We start from the raw sequence: 17,831 nt of genomic DNA, 5'->3' as shown, positions 1-17,831 counted from the left end.
CGCCTCCTCAACGCTTTTTATCCCCTGCACCCATTCCACCGAGCGTGAAATACGTCCGATTCCGCGACCCCGCCGGCGCGGTCCGTCGCGGCGAGTACGAGAACGGAACCGTTCACTTCGCGAACGAGAGCTACGCGCTCGAGGACGACGAGATCGACGTGCTCCCGCCGTCAGAGCCGTCGAAAATCGTCTGTATCGGGAAGAACTACGCCGACCACGCGGCGGAGCTCGATTCGGAGGTCCCCGACCGACCGCTGCTCTTTCTCAAGCCGCCGAACGCGCTCGCGGCCCACGGCGACACCGTCACCCTCCCCGCGGGCAAAGACCGGATCGACCACGAGGCCGAACTCGGCGTCGTCATCGGCGAGCAGTGCCGCCACGTTCCCGAAGCGGACGCGATGGATGTCGTGGAGGGCTTTACCTGCGTCGACGATCTCTCGAACCGCGACGATCAGCGCCAGGAACAGAACTGGATCCGCGGCAAGGCCTTCGACGGGGCGGCTCCCCTCGGCCCCGTCCTCGCGACCCCGGACGAAGTTCCCGCGGACGCGTCCGTCCGGACCCGCGTCAACGGCGACCTCAAACAGGACGGCTCCCGCGAGCAACTCATCTTCTCGATCCCGGAACTGATCGCCGAGATCACGACCTACCTCACCTTAGAGCCCGGCGACGTGATCGCGACCGGCACGCCCGAGGGCGTCGGCCCGCTCTCGGACGGCGACACCGTCGAGATCGAAATCGAGGGCGTCGGCACGCTCGAGCACTCGGTTCGAATCCCCTGAGGTCGGTTCCCGAGCCGACTCCGCAGGGCAGACCTACGGATCGAACCGCGGCTCGGGGCCCCAGCCGACCGCGAGTCGAACACTTTTCGGCCCGCTCGCGGAACGATCACGCATGACCGTCAGCTTCGACGCCGTGACGATCGACTGGTTCGGCAACGCGGCCGTCCGACTCGAGGGACAGACCGGCGCGGTCATCTACAGCGATCCCGTTCTGGCTCGAGACGGCGGACTGGAAAGAACGGAGCCTCGAGACGGGGATCTGATTCTCGTCAGTCACGACCACCACTACGATCCCGACTCGATCAGGCGGGTCGCCCGCGAGGACGCGCTGGTCGTCGTCCACGAGTCGATCGGGATCGACGCGAGCGAGAGCGGCGGTATCGACGAACGGCCGGACGAACTGCCGCTCGAGGTCGAACGCGTCCGCGCCGATGAGTCGTTCGTCCTCGGGCCGCTCGATCTGTTCACGACGCCGGCCGCCAACGCTCCCGACGGTCCCAATACGGACGAGGACGGAACGCCGGTCCATCCCGAGGGGCGGGGCTGTGGCTTCGGCGTCACCGTCGACGGAATCACCGCGTTCTGGCCCGGCGACACGGACGTACTACCGTTTCACCGGGAGATGGACGTCGACCTCTTGCTCCCGCCGATCGACGGGACGGGGACGATGGATCGCCACGACGCCGCGTCGCTGGCCGACGACATCGACCCCGACCTCGTGTTGCCGGTCCGCTACGATCCCGCCGATGCAGACGAAACCGACGTCGATGCGTTCGTCGTCGACATCGCGAGACGCCGCGTCCCGGTCGTCCTCGACGAGTAGACGACTCCGTGTGAGACGCGTCGAAACCGCGCCACGTCTCTCGAGCGGGTCGCTCGAGTGTCGGGGACGAAGACAACGAGCGGAGAGAGGAGATAGCGAGGCCTCGAACCGCGGTTCAGACGCCGATTCGCGTCCACGCGAACACCGCGATACCGATGAGTATCAGCACCGCGAACGCGGCCCACTGGCCGAGCCCGGTGTCCGCGATCGGCGCGAACACGTCGACGAGGCCGGTCCCCTGCAGGAGGCCGATGCCGAGCGCCACCATGGCACCGATCGCGATCAGCCCGATCGCGACCCCCTCTTTCATCATCCACGCGGTCTCGTCGGCTTCTTGGGCGTTGGAGGTCGTCGGCTCGTCTATCGCCCCCTCGTCGGGGTCGCTGTGCAACGGCCGTTCGCTGTCGTTTTCGTCGGCCATATCACCAGTCTAGCTGATGAAAGTACCCGCAGACGGGAACCGGTTGTACCTGCAGACACAGGGAATGCAACCGGGACGATTCGGCGACCGAGGCAGAGCGGGACTGAGACCACCAGCTGCGGCAGACGTTTGCCGTCCTGACAGGGGTCTCGACTATCGACAGAAGCAAGTCGCACGTGCGGCGCTCGGCTATCCGATTGGAGTGCGCGATGAGACCGCGACTCGAGGAGAACGAAGCCTACAGGACGCCCATCTCACTGAGCCGTTCAGGGATCATCTCCCTGAACGACGGTTCGAGCGCCGTCTACAGAATGCCCATCTCACTGAGCCGTTCAGGGAGATAGGTATCCGTCACGAAGTCGAGACCGTGCGACGCCAGTGACTGCTGTTCGGACTTCTTCCCGATCTCGAGTTGGAGTTCGATCTGTTCCTCCCAGTAGTCGGTCTGGAACCGCGGGTCCTCGAGTTCGCTCTCCAAGGCGTTGATGTCGGAGTCCGCCAGCGGGTCGGTAGGCAGTTCGTACTCAACGATATCGGCGGGCTGGATGCCGATAAACTTCGCTTCGGGCGTCGCGAGGTACTCCGAGAGGTGGGCCGACTTGATCGAGCCGTAGGCGACGGAACCGTAGATGCGGTACGACCACGGGTCGCCGTCAGTGAAGACCACCACGGGAAGCCCGAGTTCGTCGTGGAAACGCTTCGTCAGCCGGCGCGTGGCCCGTGCGGGCTGTCCGCCGAGGTGGACGACGATCGCGTCGTACTCCTCGTCGAAGCCGTTCTCAACGAGTCGGTCGCGCATGCCGCCGGTCTCCACGCAGAGGACGAAGTCGGCGTCGTTGTCGAGAAACTCGATCATGTCCGGGTTGTTCGGGATCTGGTACCCGCCCTGTCCCACGTCGAGCTGGCAGTGGATGTCGCGGTCGCCGCGCTTCGTCTGCTCGCGGATGTGGATTGGCCCCATCACCTTCGCGCCCGACTCCTCGGGGCGCATGTGGAAGTCCTCGCGGGTGACCCCCGAAACGATCTCCAAGTCCTCGACCATGCTGTTGGACTCGTCTTGGCTCGTGAACTGGGCCTCGTCGTTGTCCCAGCTCTCCGAGAGGTAGTAGAGTTCACGCAGGGTCGACGAGCGGTCCTCCTCGAGCTGTTCCGCGAGGAACTCGATGGTGTAGATCGCCTTCAGGAGCTTCCGTGCGCCGCGGACGGAGTTGGCCGATCGGGTCGACTCGCGGTCGCCGTAGACCCAGACATCCATCTCCTCGTCGTACTCGATGTTGTTCTTCGTCCGTGTCGGCACGGACATGTGTGGAATCTCGCCCAGTTCGAACTGGTCGTAGAACTGCGCCGCGAGATCGATCAACTGCTCTCGTGCCTGTTCGGTATCGTCTGCGCTCATTGTTTCACCGTCAGTTTCTCCGTTTCGACGCCTTTGACGTCCAGATCGAACGTCGCGTCGTCCGGTACCTCGTACTCGAGGGCCGCCTCGTCGTCACTCGAGACCTCCGGTTCCCACTTGACGAACCACTCGCCGTCCATCTCGACGACGGTCGCGCCGTCGGAGAGATCGGTGGGTTCGGCCGAGACGATATCGGTGATCTCGAGGGACTCGTTCGTCCCCGAGTTGTTCTCGACGACGACGGAGACCGCTTTTCCGTCGCCGTTTGCCTCCGTGTGGCGCTCGACGAGGACGTTGTTCATGATCCGTGCGATCGCGTCGTCGATGTCGGGCTCGTCGCGGCCGGTGACTTCGGCGACCTTCGCGGCCATCTCCGGGAGGATCTTCCCGAGGACGTTCTGTTTCTTCCGGCGCTGTTGCATCGACCGGCGCTTGTTGAGATAGCTCTTCAGATCGCGTGCGGCCTCCCGGATCGCGAGTTCGATTTCGTCTTCGATCTCCGGGACGTTCGCGACGGCGTCTTTCGATTCGCTGGTGAAGGGGACGTTCGTCGAGGCGACGTGGACCATGATCACGACCGGCCCGTTCGGCAGGCCGGAGCCGCCGGGCTGGTCGAGGCCGTAGTTGCGCCAGCCGATCGACTTCACTACGTCCGTCGTCGCACAGGCCCCGCGCTGGTAGACCAGCGGCACCCGGTTCGCAAAGCGCATGACCTCGCCGGTTCCCTCGGCCGGCAGGTCGCCGCCGTAGGCGATCCCGGCCTCGACGATGAACGGATCGCCGCCGGAGACGCCCGCGTCGCGGGTCGCCGAGGCGAAGAAGTCGGCGTCGAACTCCTTCTCGAGGCCGGCGGTGATCAGGTCCTCGGAGATGGGCGCGAGACACCGCGTCGGCGGTGCCATGATGTCGGTCGCGCGCATCGCGTCGACGAGGTTGCTGGTGGCGTCGCGGTCGCCGTCGAGTTCGCGAACGAGCGGCGGGTCGTCCGGGACGGTGGCCATCACGTCCCAGATGGCTTCCGTGACGTTCTCACGGGCCGTCTCGCCGAAGGAGACATCGTCGTACTCCTCGGTGAGGTCCGCAGCCCGGTCGACGTACTCGCGCAGCGTTTCGGAGGTGAACCGGTGGCGAACGTCCTCGGGATCCTCGAACTTGCCCGCGAGCCGGTCGGCGAAGGCATGGATGACTTCGTCGTCCTTGCGGGTGCTCGTCGCGTCATCCGCGAGGTCGTAGAGGTCGGCGACGAGTCTCGAGTCGCCGTCGGCCTCGGTCGCCGGCTCGCCCTCGTCGTCCGTCTCGGCCGCATCGTCGTCTGCCTCGGCGACATCGATCAACTCGAGCCAGACCGCCTCGACGGCGTTTTCCCGAACGGTGTCGCCGAACGTCGTTCCGTGGTCGTCCTCGACCGCCTCGGCGGCCGATTCGACGGCCTCGCGCAGTTCGAAGTGGGCGATGCGGTCGGAATCCGCGACCGCGTCGGCGATGGCGTCGGCGAACGCGCTCGTCGCGTCGGCACCTTTGTTCGCCGTCGCGTCCTCGACTGCGGCGTGGAGGTCTATCTCCTCGTGGCTCGCCGGCGGCCGCCAGCGCATCTCGCGGCCGTAGTGACGGTCGCGGAACGCGTCGATGATCGAGTCGGCGGTCTTCTTGCCGACGCGGGTGAACTCCTCTTGGACGAACCCCGAGACCGTCTGGGAGTCCGTCGCCGTCAGCATCTTCATCACGGTGCCGAGTTCGACGCCGTGGGGGTGGGGCCGAATCTCCTCGGTCTCCTCGGGGAGTTGGTCGGTCGCGCGCTCGAACTTGAAGTGTTCCTGCGGTTCGCGCAACTCGAGGCGGGCGTGGGGGTTGACGACCGCCGTGTGCTTGATATAGTCGTGGAGCTGCTGGCGGGCGCGCATGTTGGCCTCCATCTCGAGTTCGATGCGGGTGCCGTGGGGGCGGTCCCACGTGGTCGTCTCCTCGACGCTGATTTCGGGCTCGTTGCTGTCGGTATCGACGATGAGCTCGAAGTACTCGGCGTCTTCCGACCCCTGCGTCCGACTGGTGATCTTCGCGGGTTTCCCGCTGGTCAGCTGGGCGTACAGAACTGCAGCAGAGATACCGATCCCCTGCTGGCCGCGGGATTGTTCGCGTGCGTGAAAGCGAGAGCCGTAGAGCAGTTTCCCGAAGACCTTCGGGAGCGTTTCTTTCGTGAGTCCCGGGCCGTTATCCTCGACGATCAGGCGGTAGTAGTCGCCGGCTTCCTGAATATCGACGTAGATATCCGGGAGAATACCCGACTCCTCGGCGGCGTCTAAGGCGTTGTCGACGGCCTCCTTGACGGCCGTGACGAGGCCTCGAGCACCGCTGTCGAAGCCGAGCATGTGCTTGTTCTTCTCGAAGAACTCGGCGATGGAGATCGACTGCTGGCTCTCCGCCAGCTCCTCGGCGATCCCCGGCTCGTCACCGAGTGTCGACTGGAACGACGTCATCGTTGTCCCATACTAACGGTGGGGCTAAAAGCTGTGTGCTACCGCAGTGAAAGTGAATCGTCCCCGACCAGTCCGCCGATTCGATGGCCGTGACGGCCCGCGATCGGGCCCGATCGCCGGCTCGAAACCGGTATTTCCGTCTCGGGGTCGGTGACCGCGCGGCCGCTCGAGTGTCCGTGCTCGAGGGAGAATCCGCGAGCTGACGCGAGCTCTGACTCGGCGGTGGGGCTCTCAGTGGTCGTGATCGTGGCTGTGCCCGTGGTCGTGACTGTGGCCGCGTTCGTGCCCGGTATCGTGCCCGTGATCGTCGGAATGCCCGTGGCCGTGGGTGTCACCGAGCGTGAATTCCCCGGAGAACGCGCGCTGGACGACCTCCGAGAGCGCGGGGTGGATGTGGATCGACTCCCGGATGTCCCGCACCGTCCCGGTGCCCGCCGTCATCGCCACGACGACCTCCTGAATCAGATCCGAGGCCTCGGGGCCGATGATGTGACAGCCCAGAATTTCGCCCTCGAGGTCGATGATCGGCTTGACGAACCCCTCCGCTTTCATCGCCGACCCGCGGGCGGTCTCCTCGTAGCGGTAGGTGCGCTTTGCGTACTCTCGGTCCGCCTCCCGAAGTTCCTGTTCGGTCAGCCCGACGCCGGCGACCTCCGGCGACCCGAAGACGGCGAAGGGCATCGCCGAGTAGTCGACCGCCTCGAGGTCATCGCCAAAGAGGTTTCGCGCGACGGCCCGCGCCTCGTGGTTCGCGTTGTGTTTCAGCAGGTACTCGCCGACGATATCGCCGAGCGCCCAGACGCCCTCGGCGGTCGTCCGCAGGTACGCGTCGGTCTCGACGAATCCGAACTTGTCGGTTTCGATGCCGGCGGCCTCGACGTTCAACGTGTCCGTGTTGGGAGTACGGCCGGCCGCGACGAGCAGTTCGTCGCCGGTGACCGAAATCTGCTCGGTCGGGCTCGCCATCGCGCCGTCCGCGTCGGCGAAGGGGCTCGCCTCGACGGTGATCGAGCCCTCGGACTGCATAGCCGCGGTGGCCTCGTAGCCGGTGTAGACGTTGAATCGGTCGGCGTAGCGCTCCGTGAACGCGGCGGCTACTTCCTCGTCGGCGTCGGGAAGCAGGGTCGGCCGCCGGCCGACGATCGAGATCTCGCTACCGAAGGTGCCGAAGAACTGGGCCAGTTCGGCGGCGATGTAGCCGCCGCCGACGATGACGAGGTGGTCCGGTGGGGTCTCTAACTGGAGCGCCTCCCTACTGGTGAGGTAGTCGACGGTCTCGATGCCGTCGATCGGCGGAATCGCCGGACGGGTGCCCGCCGCGACGAGGACGGTCTCCGCCGCGAGGCGCTCACCGTCCCGGTCCCCGCCGGAGAGCTCGAGCGTGCGGTCGTCGACGAACCGGGCTTTCGCTCGATACAGGTCGATCCGGTCGGAAGAACTGAGGCCGCGCTCGATCGAGTCCGAACTGCCGTGGACGTCCGCGGTGACCTCGCGGACGATCTCGGCGAACTGAACGCCGTCGACCGACGCGTCGATCTTAAACTCGTCGGCACGATCGATCGTTTCCATCACGTCGGCGTGGTACAGCAGCTTCTTCGACGGAATACAGCCGCGGTTGAGGCAGGTGCCGCCGAGTCGTCCCTTCTCGACGACCGCGACCGACTCTCCCTGATTCGCCGCCGCGTTGGCTACGTCGAGGCCGGAGCCGGAGCCGATGACCAGAACGTCGTACTCCTCCATACGGATGCGTCGGTCCGGAGCGCAAAGAACACCGGTCTGCGTTTCCGCGACGTGCGTGCTGAATACTCCCGAAACGTGGTCGAAAACTGATCGGGAAACCGCGGGCAGGCTCACTCCTCGACCGGCGGCCACTCCCAGGCGTCGCCGCGGACGATGCCGAGTAGATGCCGGCGGCGCTCGGTCATCGCCTCGAATTCGGCCTCGAACTCCGCGTCCGAGACGGTCGGGATGTCGTCCTCGCGGAGTCGATCGAGTTCGGGCCATGGCGGTACCTCGTCGGCGGGCTCGATGAACGCGGCGTCGAGCGTTTCGATGTAGCTCTCGGCGCTCGAGCGCCCGTTCTCGATGATCGCGGGGTCGGGACTGGCCTCGTCGGGGACGCCGTAGCGAAAGAGTGCGAGCGCCTCGTCGAAGACGGGGACCGCCACGGCCGACGCTCGATCGGCCTGTTCGCTGTGGTAATAGTGGAGGATCGGATAGGACTTGTGCTGTTCGGCCAGCAGGCTCAGCTCCGAGGCGAGGGACTCGACGGTCAGATCGAGCCCCTGGAAGTCCTCGCCGGTCCAGCCCGTCCGGACGAAGGCCTCGCTTCGCTCGCCCAGTCCCGTGACGGTGCTCGCGAAGGAGCGTTTGTTCGAGACGGCTCCGAGAACGGTGAGAATGTAGGAGACGCCGAGCGTGACGAATGCCATCCCCGAGGCCGTCGTGAGCGAACTGGCGATCTCCCAGACATCGCCCAGCGGCGTGTAGTCGCCGTTGCCGTCCGTGAACATCGTGTAGGCGACGTAGTAGAACCGGCCCGACCAGTCGGCGACGGCCCCGGAGCGGGTACTGACGAGCGAATGCGGGTAGCTAGCGAAGACGAGCGTCCACCCGAGCCAGATGAGGCCGATCCACATGACGAGCGTGAGGACGAGAATGAGCGGGCCCGCGATACTGAGCGCTTTGTCGTGATTGCCGCTCGTGGTTCGGAGCCCGTGCCAGACCCCGGTCGTGAGCCGGCCCGAGAGGGGGCCGGAGCCGCCGTCGACCCAGAGCGTCGTCCAGATGATGTCCACGATCCCGATGACGAGGATAACGATCCCGGCGACGAGATAGAACGGGTTCATTCCACGACTGCCCGCTCCTCGACGACCTCGGCCAGCACCTGCGCGATTTCCGCGTTGGTCTCGGGGCTGTAGTGGCCGCCCTCACCGCGCTCGACGTACAGCGACTCGACATCACCGTCGTCGGGCGAGAGATGCGTGGCCATGTCGATCGTCGTCAGCTCGTCGTAGCGCTCGTCGAGTCGATCCATCAGGTCGCCGTAGATCGGGCCGTGTTCGGACTCGTAGGTCGCGTACCGGAGCTGCTGGACCATCACGAACGTCGGCTCGAACCCCTGCTCGTCCGCGTAGTCGACGAACTCCTCGATGAGCGCGTCGAAGAGGGCCTCGTGGGTGTCGAACAGCCGTTCGTGATACCGCACGCGGGGCCGCTCCAGCCGCAACGCCGATTGGGTCTGTGCCAGATCGAAGTCGATCCCCGGAATCGATCGCTCGAGCCGACGCTCGAGTTCCTTTCCGGCCGTATACGCCGCGTACCGGACGTGTTCGTTCTTCTCGAGGAAGTCAGCCGTGTAGGGCCGCGTCGCGAAGTGCGGTTTGAACCAGTGGTCGTAGTGGAAGTCGTACTCCCGCAGGAAATCGGCCTTCGACTCGAGGTCGAGCAACTCCTCTTTTTCGTCGACGGGGCTCTCGACGCGCTCGAGGTCGCCGTCCTCGAGGACGTACCGGGGTTTGACTGCGAGGATGTTCCCGAACTCCTGATAGTGTTTCCAGACCGAGAGGATGCGGGCGATCGAGGAGGCGGTGACGACCATGAACACGTGGTCGGTCGGGTCCTCGGGGTACTGGCGTTTGAGTCGCATCAGCGCCTGATCCAGACCGTAGTTGCCGCCGCCGTAGTTGGCGACGTGGGTGTCGAGTTCCTGCGCGAGGTAGTTTTGGAACGTCTCGTCGTTGTCGACCTCCCGACAGAAACAGTAGGAGTCGCCGTAGGTCGAGACCGTGAGATCGGCGTCGGGGTCGCGCTCCTTCGCGGGGCAGACCCGACTCGCGTACTCGTCGGTCGAGTACGTGACGACGCTGCGGACCTCCTCACCGGGGAGGTGGTCGCCCGTGTCCTTCTGTTTCTCCCGATTGGGTTGGGGACACCAGCCCAGTTCGGGATCGAAACTGCTGAACTTCCCCAGTAACTCCCGGTCGATCTCGGGGAACTCCTCGGTGGCGACCGAGGGAATCCGTTCGAGCGCTCGATACGACACGACTTCGAGAATCACCGCGCCGACGACGAGTGCGAGCAGTATCGCGACGAGCGGAACCATCGGACCACCCTACCAGAACGCGGGATAAGTGGATTGGGCCGGAGTATGCCACAATCACGATTCGCGAGCGGATTCGCCGCGATATCGAATCGCGGAACGCGTCGGCGAGTCAGGTCACCGTCCGCCGCACGTCGACGTCCCGGCGGCGCTCGCGAATCTCGTAAGCGCTGTACGAACCCAGCCCGACCGCGAGCAGGCCGACGACGACGTCGGTCCAGAAACCGAGATCGTTCGCGGTCTCGGCGAGGCCCGATCCGGTGCCGAGCAGGAACGGCGACGCGACGAGCCACAGTCCGAGGAGCGCTACGAGCGAGGCGACGCCGATGCTCCCGAACTCCTCGTTCGACCGGCGGTAGTAGTTGTACGCGCCGGCGACGAACAGGGTCGCCCCGACGAGCGCGTCGTTCCAGAACTGGCCCGCGGCGAGCTCGAGGACGAGGGCCTGTACGATCAGCGCGAGCCCGAGCAGGCCGGCGACCGCCGACAGTCCTTTTCCCCGTTCGTCCGGGTTCGGTCCGTACGGCGTTCTGTCCCCACCGGTCAGCCCCTCGCCGCCGCGGGCGTCGTCTTCGGACGCGCCGTCCTCGTCGCCCCGCCACGGGGTTTCGGGATTCTCCGTGCCGTCGTACTCGCTCATTGGCTCTCGAGTCGGGGTCGGCCTCTCGGGGCAAAGAGTTCGCTGCCCGTGTTTGCAGGGTCCGGGGGAGTCGGTGCGCTCGGCTCGCCGCGACGGTCCGTCACCGGACGACGGTCACCGGCACGGGCGAGTGTCTAACGACGACCTCGGCGACGCTGCCCAGCAGGATCCGCGCGACGCCCGACCGGCCGTGGCTGCCGATGACGACGTGGTCGATGGATTCCCCCTCGGCGAACTCGAGGATCTCTTGGGCCGGTGTCCCCAGCCGCGTTCGCGTCTCGACGTCGACCCCGCGGTCCGCGGCGATCGACTCCGCGGTCTCGAGCAGGTCGGCGGCCTCCGAGAGCAGTTCCTGGGACTCGTCGCTCGACTCGTCGTCGGCCGTGTTCGGGATGAAGGGCAGCGACGTGGTGTCGACGACGACCAGCACGATCACGTCGCCGTCGGGGAACAGGTCGAACGCGTACCCGAGGGCGTCGCGGGCGGGTTCGGAGTCGTCGAAGGGAACGAGGATTCGGGCCACGGGCGGGGTGTCGACGCCCGTCGCCTTCAGTCTGGGTCCGGCAGGAGCCGTCTCAGAGCGCGAGGTAGGGCCCGACGCCCAGCAGGACGACGCCCAGCGCGACCTTCAGCCGCTCGGGATCGATGACGTGGGCGACCCGCCAGCCGACGACGACGCCGAGCAACAGCGGCGTGCCGACGACGACCGCGAGCGGCATCAGCACGTTCCCCTGCAGGAAATAGCCCGACGCCGCGAACGTCGCGATGAAGATCGACTGGACCTGTGCGACGGCGACCGCGAGCAACATCGGCACGCCGACGAGGACAAGCGCGGGGACGGCGAGTACCGGGCCGCCAATCCCCAACAGCCCGCTGGCGATCCCGAGAACGAACCCGAGCCCCGCGAGGACGAGCCGGCCGGTCCCGCTCAGCGGCTCGAGATCGTAGACCGGGCTAAAGCCCCGCCGCTCGCGATAGAGGATGATCCCGCCGACGGCCATCGCGACACCGCCGAGCAGGACGCCGAACACCGATCGCGGGACGAACGCGTTCACGTACGAGCCGACGAGCGCGCCGAGGACGCTCGAGCCGCTGAGGACGATCGCGATCGCGCGGCTCTCGCCGGTGTTCATCTCCCCGGAGTGGAGGTAGGCGGCGCTGCCGACGAGTCCCGTCACGACGAACGTCGCGTGGGCGGTCCCGGCGACCTGACTCGAGGCCAGCGGGGTCAGCGAGTACAGCGCGATCGTCACGAAGATGCCGCCGGGACCGATCGTGGTGATGCCGATGCCGGAGAAGAAGGCGATCGACACGAGCAACAGGACCAGCGAGGGACCGAAGGGCAACTCGAGCATCTGGGAGGGTATCCAGTGGTCCGTGGCGCTCGAACTAACTCTTCTGATTTCGACCCCCTCGGGTCAGCTACCGATCAAATAGTCGAGTACACTCTCGCGAACCGAACGGACGGACCGGTCGAGTACGCTCTCGCTCGGAGTCGACCCGGCGGAAAACGGAACGCCGATCCGCGATTAGAGAATGCCCACGATCGTCTCGTAGAGCGACTGGACCGTCATGAGGCTCCCGATCAGCAGCACGATTCCCGCGGCCAGGAACCCCGCGTTCTCGTACCACGCGATGTCGTAGTACCTGTTGACGGCACCGATGAGGGCGAAGACGGTCAGGGGAAGCCCGATCGCGCCGTTGACGGCCGGCATGATGATCGCCATCTCGACGGGGTCGAATCCCGTGTAGAGCAGCATCGGCAGGGCTGTCGCGGCCGAGAAGACGACCAGTGCGATGACCGTTCGTCGGAACGCGGTATCGCCGAAGACCGTGTGCCGGCCGAGCGATTGCGGGATGATGAACCCGGCGCCGAACAGCGTCCCGGTCGCCGACGTGATGGTCGCACAGAGCACCGCGATCATGAACACGACGAGCGCTCCGTGACCGATGATCTCCGCGAGCGGGACGCCGGGGCCCGTCAGCGTCATGCTCCCCTCGGAGAGGGTGACCGCCGAGACGATCATCACGAAGCTGCCGATGGTGAGCGTCGTCGCGATCCCGGCGGCGTTGTCACGGCGGTAGTCCCAGATGTCCGACCACTCCTTCGTCGGCTGGATGCTCGACTGGATGAAGAAGTTCGGCCAGTAGACCGTCGTTCCCAGCAGGGCGATGACCGCAGTGAGGTAGCCGATATCGGTCGCGAGCGCCGGCTGGAGTCCCGCTGCGACGGACTGCCACGGAACGTCGAGCCCCGCGAGGAGCAGGCCGTACGAACCGAAGACGGCGAACACCATCACGGCGATCACCGCTTCGATCCGATCGTAGACCTTCATCTGCACGATGCCGACGCCGAACCCGGCCGCGAGGACGATGCCGACGATCACGTTGTCGAAGAACGGAACGAGCCAGGCGAGCGCCGCTCCGGCGACGGCGTAGTTCGACACGGCCCACAGCGCCGACATCAGCGAGATGCCGACGAGGAGCGGTCGACTTCCGATCGGAACGGCATCGACGATGTAATCGGCGAGCGGTTCGTCGGCGACGGCGAGTCGAGCGCTCATGTCGTGGAGGGCGATATCGATGAAGAACGCGAGCGGGAGGACCCACAACAGGGAGTACGCGAAGTTCGCGCCCGTGTCGGCGAGGATGTACACCGACCCCGCTCCGAACACGTTTGCAGCGAACATGATACCCAGACCGTATCTGTAGAGCGCCCCGTGTATCGTTTCGCCGCCAGGAATGGCCTTGACGAATTCCGACGCCGAGGCCGACTCGCCGCTCATGCGCGATCACCCCGAGGGTCGAGCGCGGCTCCGGCGGTCACTGCGCCTCGAACGGGCGGCTCGGACGCCGTCAGCCGACCGCCGACCGATGGCGGGCGGAACGTCGACTGGCGAGATACGGACTGCCAATCGGGTCCTCTCAGCGCGGAAGCGGGCCCGGCCCCGAAGAACGTCGCCCTGAGGGGGAGTCCGGGCCCGCGTTGGAGAATGGTTTCGTTCGCCGTTTCGACAGGGATACCGACCGCGGTACAGTGGTCTTCCATGTGTGGTAGTCGTCCGAAAAGTCGCAGGTGTCTGGCCCTCGAGGCCACGCACGATCGCGGGCCTCGAGTCGACGCAATCGGGCGGATTTCACCTGTGTACTGTGGGACGGAATGCTGTACCCGAAGCAACGACTGGGATCCGTTTGAGCGGAAAGCTTGAGATAGCAGACGACCCCTCGGATAGCTGGCTCGAGTAATCCGATATTTACCCGAGTGGGACACGTGAGTTCAGCAGACACTCTCGGGCGACGGAACGACCACGGAGCGACAACGAGTGCCTACACGCTCCGATTCGCGCCGAAATCGGCCGAAAACTCCCGTTTCGACTGTCGACGAGGCGTCTCGTTCCGTCGACCGCGGCTTGCCGAGTCACCACTCACGCACGAGTGCCGGCATCACCTTCTTGGGAGTCCGGGGCGAAGGGGAGAGTACACACGAAGTTGCCTTCAGACGAAGGCCTATATATTTCTATCCCTTACCACAGGTGAAGACCAAATGCAAGGACAATCCCAACAGCAGGCCTACGACCGGGGAATCACCATTTTCTCCCCGGACGGACGCCTCTATCAGGTCGAGTACGCCCGCGAGGCCGTCAAACGCGGTACCGCGAGCGTCGGACTCCGCACGCCCGACGGCGTCGTCCTCGCCGCCAACCGGCAGGTCAGCTCGACGCTCATGGAACGCTCGAGCGTCGAGAAGATCCACAAGGCCGACGAACACATCGGCGTCGCGAGCGCCGGCCACGTCGCCGACGCCCGCCAACTCGTCGATCTCGCACGCCGCCGCGCGCAGGGCGAACAGCTCCGCTACGGCCAGCAGATCGGCGTCGAGACGCTGACGCGAGCGGTCACCGACCACATTCAGGAGTACACCCAGACCGGCGGTGCCCGCCCGTTCGGCGTTGCCCTCCTCGTCGGTGGCATCGAGGACGGCGAGCCGAAACTGTTCGAGACCGACCCCTCGGGGACGGACTACGAGTGGAAGGCGGCCGCCATCGGCGGCGACCGCGACGTCATTCAGGGCTACCTCGAGGAGAACTACCGCGACGATCTCGACGTCGACGGCGGTCTCGAACTCGCCGTGAGCGCACTCAGCGAACCTGAAGACGAGGTCGTCGCCGCCGAGGACGTCGACGTCGCGACGATCACGACCGAGGACGAATCGTTCCAGTCGGTCGACGACGACCGCCTCGAGTCGATCCTCGCGGAGATCGAGACGGAGGAGAGCGATGAATAACTGGACCGGTGGGTCGGGCCCGCAGGGCAACGCCGATCCGTCGCCGTACGACCCCGAACTCGGCTCGCTCCCCAACGGGACACAGAGCGACGAACACGGGGACACCGTCAACAAGACCGGGACGACGACCATCGGCATCACGACCGACGAGGGCGTCGTCATCGCGACGGACATGCGCGCCAGCCTCGGCGGGCGGTTCGTCTCGAACAAGGACGTCCAGAAAGTCGAGCAGATCCACCCGACGGGGGCGCTGACCCTCGTCGGCTCGGTCGGCGGCGCGCAGTCGTTCATCCGAACGCTGCGCTCCGAGGTCAACCTCTACGAGTCCCGACGCGGCGAGACGATGCCGATCGAGGCGCTGGCGACGCTGGCCGGCAACTTCGCCCGCGGCGGTCCCTTCCGAGCGATCAACCCCATCCTCGGCGGCGTCGATAGCGAGGGCAGCCACGTCTACAGCATCGACCCCGCCGGCGGCGTGATGGCAGACGACTACACCGTCACCGGCAGCGGGATGCAACTGGCCTACGGGCTCCTCGAGCAGGAGTACGAAGAGGGCCTCTCGCTCAAGGAGGCGCAGTCGGTCGCGGCTCGCGCGATCAAAAGCGCCGTCGAGCGCGACACCGGCTCGGGCAACGGCGTCTTCCTCGCCGAGGTCACGGACGAGGGCGTCGACATTCAGGGCCACAACGACTTCGACGCGGTCATCTAAGGGCCGTTTCCCGTTCGTTCGACCGCTTCGTCAATCGGCTGACTGCTCGCGCTCGCGCGCGTACACGTGACTTTTATTAGGGCCGGACCGCTATCCGAAAACAGGTTTTACATGTCCCAGGAAAGCGAGTACGGCGCCGGACAGATTCAGGTCCTCGAGGGCCTGGAGGCTGTGCGAAAGCGACCGGCGATGTACATCGGCTCTACCGATTCTCGAGGCCTCCACCACCTCGTCTACGAAGTGGTGGACAACTCGATCGACGAGGCACTGGCCGGCCACTGCGACGACATCACCGTTTCCATCCACGAGGACGGCTCGGTGAGCGTCGCCGACGACGGCCGCGGCATCCCCGTCGATACCCACGAGGAGTACGACCGCCCTGCACTCGAGGTCATTCTGACCGTCCTCCACGCCGGCGGCAAGTTCGACAACAAGTCCTATCAGGTCTCCGGCGGCCTCCATGGGGTCGGCGTCAGCGTCGTCAACGCCCTCTCCGAACGTCTCGAGGCCGAGGTCAAACGCGACGGATCGGTCTTCCGCCACGCATTCGAGGCAGGTGAACCCGTCGGCGACATGGAGCGGGTCCGCGACATGGAGCCGGACGAGGAGACGGGCACCCAGATCCGGTTCTGGCCCGACACGGGCATCTTCGAGACGGGCGAGATATCCTTCTCGACGCTGTCGAACCGGCTTCGGGAACTGGCCTTCCTCAACTCCGGCGTCCGCATCACGCTCCGCGACGAGCGCGTCGACGCCGACGACGACGAGTCCGTCGCCGAGACCTACGAGTACGACGGCGGCATTCGCGAGTTCGTCGAGTATCTGAACGAGACGCGCTCGGCGATGCACGACGACATCATCTACTTCGAGGACGAGGAACAGAACATCCAGATCGAAGTCGCGATGCAGGCCACGCAGGAACTGCAGGGCTCGATCCACGCCTTCGCGAACAACATCAACACCCGCGAGGGCGGGACCCACCTCACCGGGTTCAAGACCGCGCTCACCCGGACGGTCAACGACTACGCCAACGAGAACGATCTCCTCTCCGATCTCGACAACAACCTCTCGGGCGAAGACATCCGCGAGGGACTCACCGCGGTCATCTCGATCAAACACCCCGATCCCCAGTTCGAAGGCCAGACGAAGACGAAACTCGGCAACTCCGAAGTTCGGGGAATCGTCGAGAGCGCCATGCACGAGGGACTGGGCACCTACTTCGAGGAACACCCCGACACCGCCCAAGCGATCGTGATGAAGGCCGTCGAGGCCGCGAAGGCCCGAATGGCGGCCAAGAAGGCAGAAGAGCTGACGCGCCGAAAATCGGCGCTCGACTCCACCTCGCTGCCCGGCAAACTGGCCGACTGCCAGACCAAAGAGCCCGACGAGGCCGAACTGTTCATCGCGGAGGGCGACTCCGCGGGCGGCAGCGCGAAACAGGCCCGAAATCCGGAGTTCCAGGCCATCCTCCCGATCAAAGGGAAGATCCTCAACGTCGAGAAACACCGGCTCGACCGCATCCTCGAGAACGACGAGATCCGGAACATGATCACCGCGATCGGCGCGGGGATCGGCGACGAGTTCGACATCGAGGACGTCCGGTACAAGAAGATCATCATGGCGACCGACGCCGACGTCGACGGCGCCCACATCCGTACCCTGCTGTTGACGTTCTTCTACCGGCACATGCGCCCGCTGCTCGAGGGCGGCTACGTCTACGCGACCCAACCGCCGCTCTATCGCATCCGGTACCGCGGCGAGACCTACGACGCGATGACCGACGAGGAGCGCGACCGGATCGTCGAAGAGAAGTGCGACGGCAACCCCTCGCAGGTCCAGCGGTTCAAGGGACTCGGCGAGATGAATCCAGAACAGCTCTGGGAGACGACGATGAACCCCGACAACCGCATCCTCAAGCAGATCACGATCGAGGACGCGGCGGCGGCGGACAAGATGTTCTCCGTCCTGATGGGCGACGCCGTCGACCCCCGCAAGCAGTTCATCAAGGATCACGCTCCGGAGGCGGAGTGGATCGATATCTAACGAAATTTTGCTCTGCGGGCGCGGCCATAGCCGCGCCCTCGGCAAAATTTCGATCAAAAGCACTCCTCGCTCCCGACGGTCGCTCGTCGGCCCGCTCGCGAGTTCGCGCAGCGAACTCGCTCACGGATGCAGTGCTTGACACCACCCGAAACCAAC

The 17,831-nt window shown here is 65.6% G+C and carries 15 protein-coding genes; 5 read left to right on the top strand and 10 right to left on the bottom strand.

Translation table 11 applies throughout. The features are described from left to right. The first annotated feature begins 44 nt into the window (after positions 1–44). Both FEJ81_RS07835 and FEJ81_RS07830 read left to right on the top strand, forming a co-directional pair. The gene (locus FEJ81_RS07835) at positions 45–782 is read left to right on the top strand and encodes a fumarylacetoacetate hydrolase family protein (protein WP_138244764.1); all 738 of its coding nucleotides are present in this window, start codon (positions 45–47) and stop codon (positions 780–782) included. Positions 783–894: 112 nt separating this feature from the next. Then, complete coding sequence (locus tag FEJ81_RS07830) at positions 895–1,605, top strand: MBL fold metallo-hydrolase (protein ID WP_138244763.1); 711 nt, start codon at positions 895–897, stop codon at positions 1,603–1,605. 115 nt (positions 1,606–1,720) lie between these two features. Here the strand turns inward: FEJ81_RS07830 and FEJ81_RS07825 are convergent, their stop codons facing one another. The 10 genes from FEJ81_RS07825 to FEJ81_RS07780 all read right to left on the bottom strand — a co-directional run bounded on the left by FEJ81_RS07825 (position 1,721) and on the right by FEJ81_RS07780 (position 13,424). Then, positions 1,721–2,026, bottom strand: coding sequence for a hypothetical protein (locus tag FEJ81_RS07825; RefSeq protein WP_138244762.1), 306 nt, complete (start codon positions 2,024–2,026; stop codon positions 1,721–1,723). A 304-nt stretch (positions 2,027–2,330) separates the two neighbouring features. Continuing rightward, positions 2,331–3,422, bottom strand: coding sequence for a DNA topoisomerase IV subunit A (locus FEJ81_RS07820; RefSeq protein ID WP_138244761.1), 1,092 nt, complete (start codon positions 3,420–3,422; stop codon positions 2,331–2,333). Next, complete coding sequence (locus FEJ81_RS07815) at positions 3,419–5,896, bottom strand: DNA topoisomerase VI subunit B (protein WP_138244760.1); 2,478 nt, start codon at positions 5,894–5,896, stop codon at positions 3,419–3,421. The genes FEJ81_RS07820 and FEJ81_RS07815 overlap by 4 nt, the downstream gene beginning before the upstream one ends. Positions 5,897–6,127: 231 nt before the next feature. Beyond that, positions 6,128–7,636 (bottom strand): dihydrolipoyl dehydrogenase, encoded by a 1,509-nt coding sequence (locus tag FEJ81_RS07810; RefSeq protein WP_138244759.1) that lies wholly within the window; start codon positions 7,634–7,636, stop codon positions 6,128–6,130. A gap of 110 nt (positions 7,637–7,746) precedes the next feature. After that, on the bottom strand, positions 7,747–8,745 hold the full coding sequence (locus FEJ81_RS07805) for a potassium channel family protein (protein ID WP_138244758.1): 999 nt from the start codon (positions 8,743–8,745) through the stop codon (positions 7,747–7,749). Further along, positions 8,742–10,001 carry a hypothetical protein gene (locus FEJ81_RS07800; protein WP_138244757.1) on the bottom strand — a complete coding sequence of 420 codons (1,260 nt, stop codon included), beginning with the start codon at positions 9,999–10,001 and terminating at the stop codon, positions 8,742–8,744. The genes FEJ81_RS07805 and FEJ81_RS07800 overlap by 4 nt, the downstream gene beginning before the upstream one ends. 109 nt (positions 10,002–10,110) lie before the next feature. Beyond that, positions 10,111–10,638, bottom strand: a complete 528-nt coding sequence (locus FEJ81_RS07795) for an SPW repeat protein (RefSeq protein ID WP_138244756.1) — start codon at positions 10,636–10,638, stop codon at positions 10,111–10,113. Between the two features lie 100 nt (positions 10,639–10,738). Continuing rightward, positions 10,739–11,161, bottom strand: a complete 423-nt coding sequence (locus FEJ81_RS07790) for a universal stress protein (RefSeq protein WP_138244755.1) — start codon at positions 11,159–11,161, stop codon at positions 10,739–10,741. A gap of 52 nt (positions 11,162–11,213) precedes the next feature. Beyond that, on the bottom strand, positions 11,214–11,993 hold the full coding sequence (locus FEJ81_RS07785; protein WP_138244754.1) for a sulfite exporter TauE/SafE family protein: 780 nt from the start codon (positions 11,991–11,993) through the stop codon (positions 11,214–11,216). A 174-nt stretch (positions 11,994–12,167) separates the two neighbouring features. After that, entirely contained in the window at positions 12,168–13,424 is a 1,257-nt protein-coding gene (locus tag FEJ81_RS07780; protein WP_138244753.1) for an NRAMP family divalent metal transporter, read from the bottom strand. 758 nt (positions 13,425–14,182) lie between these two features. Between FEJ81_RS07780 and psmA the strand changes: the two genes are divergently transcribed. From psmA to gyrB, 3 genes are all read left to right on the top strand, one after another. Further along, entirely contained in the window at positions 14,183–14,923 is a 741-nt protein-coding gene (gene psmA / locus FEJ81_RS07775; RefSeq protein ID WP_138244752.1) for an archaeal proteasome endopeptidase complex subunit alpha, read from the top strand. After that, positions 14,916–15,632 (top strand): archaeal proteasome endopeptidase complex subunit beta, encoded by a 717-nt coding sequence (psmB, locus tag FEJ81_RS07770; protein ID WP_138244751.1) that lies wholly within the window; start codon positions 14,916–14,918, stop codon positions 15,630–15,632. The genes psmA and psmB overlap by 8 nt, the downstream gene beginning before the upstream one ends. Before the next feature lie 111 nt (positions 15,633–15,743). Beyond that, complete coding sequence (gene gyrB, locus FEJ81_RS07765; protein ID WP_138244750.1) at positions 15,744–17,675, top strand: DNA topoisomerase (ATP-hydrolyzing) subunit B; 1,932 nt, start codon at positions 15,744–15,746, stop codon at positions 17,673–17,675. The last annotated feature ends 156 nt before the right edge of the window (positions 17,676–17,831 follow it).

It is taken from the genome of Natrinema versiforme, assembly GCF_005576615.1.
In the GTDB taxonomy this organism is placed as follows: domain Archaea; phylum Halobacteriota; class Halobacteria; order Halobacteriales; family Natrialbaceae; genus Natrinema; species Natrinema versiforme_A.
This window is presented reverse-complemented; position numbering and strand designations above follow the sequence as displayed.

What these genes read in the sequence shown, in the direction of transcription:
- FEJ81_RS07830 (WP_138244763.1), top strand. Translation starts at nt 895, where the DNA reads ATGACCGTCAGCTTCGACGCCGTGACGATCGACTGGTTCGGCAACGCG.
- FEJ81_RS07825 (WP_138244762.1), bottom strand. Translation starts at nt 2,026, where the DNA reads ATGGCCGACGAAAACGACAGCGAACGGCCGTTGCACAGCGACCCCGAC.
- FEJ81_RS07820 (WP_138244761.1), bottom strand. Translation starts at nt 3,422, where the DNA reads ATGAGCGCAGACGATACCGAACAGGCACGAGAGCAGTTGATCGATCTC.
- FEJ81_RS07815 (WP_138244760.1), bottom strand. Translation starts at nt 5,896, where the DNA reads ATGACGTCGTTCCAGTCGACACTCGGTGACGAGCCGGGGATCGCCGAG.
- FEJ81_RS07810 (WP_138244759.1), bottom strand. Translation starts at nt 7,636, where the DNA reads ATGGAGGAGTACGACGTTCTGGTCATCGGCTCCGGCTCCGGCCTCGAC.
- FEJ81_RS07805 (WP_138244758.1), bottom strand. Translation starts at nt 8,745, where the DNA reads ATGAACCCGTTCTATCTCGTCGCCGGGATCGTTATCCTCGTCATCGGG.
- FEJ81_RS07800 (WP_138244757.1), bottom strand. Translation starts at nt 10,001, where the DNA reads ATGGTTCCGCTCGTCGCGATACTGCTCGCACTCGTCGTCGGCGCGGTG.
- FEJ81_RS07795 (WP_138244756.1), bottom strand. Translation starts at nt 10,638, where the DNA reads ATGAGCGAGTACGACGGCACGGAGAATCCCGAAACCCCGTGGCGGGGC.
- FEJ81_RS07785 (WP_138244754.1), bottom strand. Translation starts at nt 11,993, where the DNA reads ATGCTCGAGTTGCCCTTCGGTCCCTCGCTGGTCCTGTTGCTCGTGTCG.
- FEJ81_RS07780 (WP_138244753.1), bottom strand. Translation starts at nt 13,424, where the DNA reads ATGAGCGGCGAGTCGGCCTCGGCGTCGGAATTCGTCAAGGCCATTCCT.
- psmA (WP_138244752.1), top strand. Translation starts at nt 14,183, where the DNA reads ATGCAAGGACAATCCCAACAGCAGGCCTACGACCGGGGAATCACCATT.
- psmB (WP_138244751.1), top strand. Translation starts at nt 14,916, where the DNA reads ATGAATAACTGGACCGGTGGGTCGGGCCCGCAGGGCAACGCCGATCCG.
- gyrB (WP_138244750.1), top strand. Translation starts at nt 15,744, where the DNA reads ATGTCCCAGGAAAGCGAGTACGGCGCCGGACAGATTCAGGTCCTCGAG.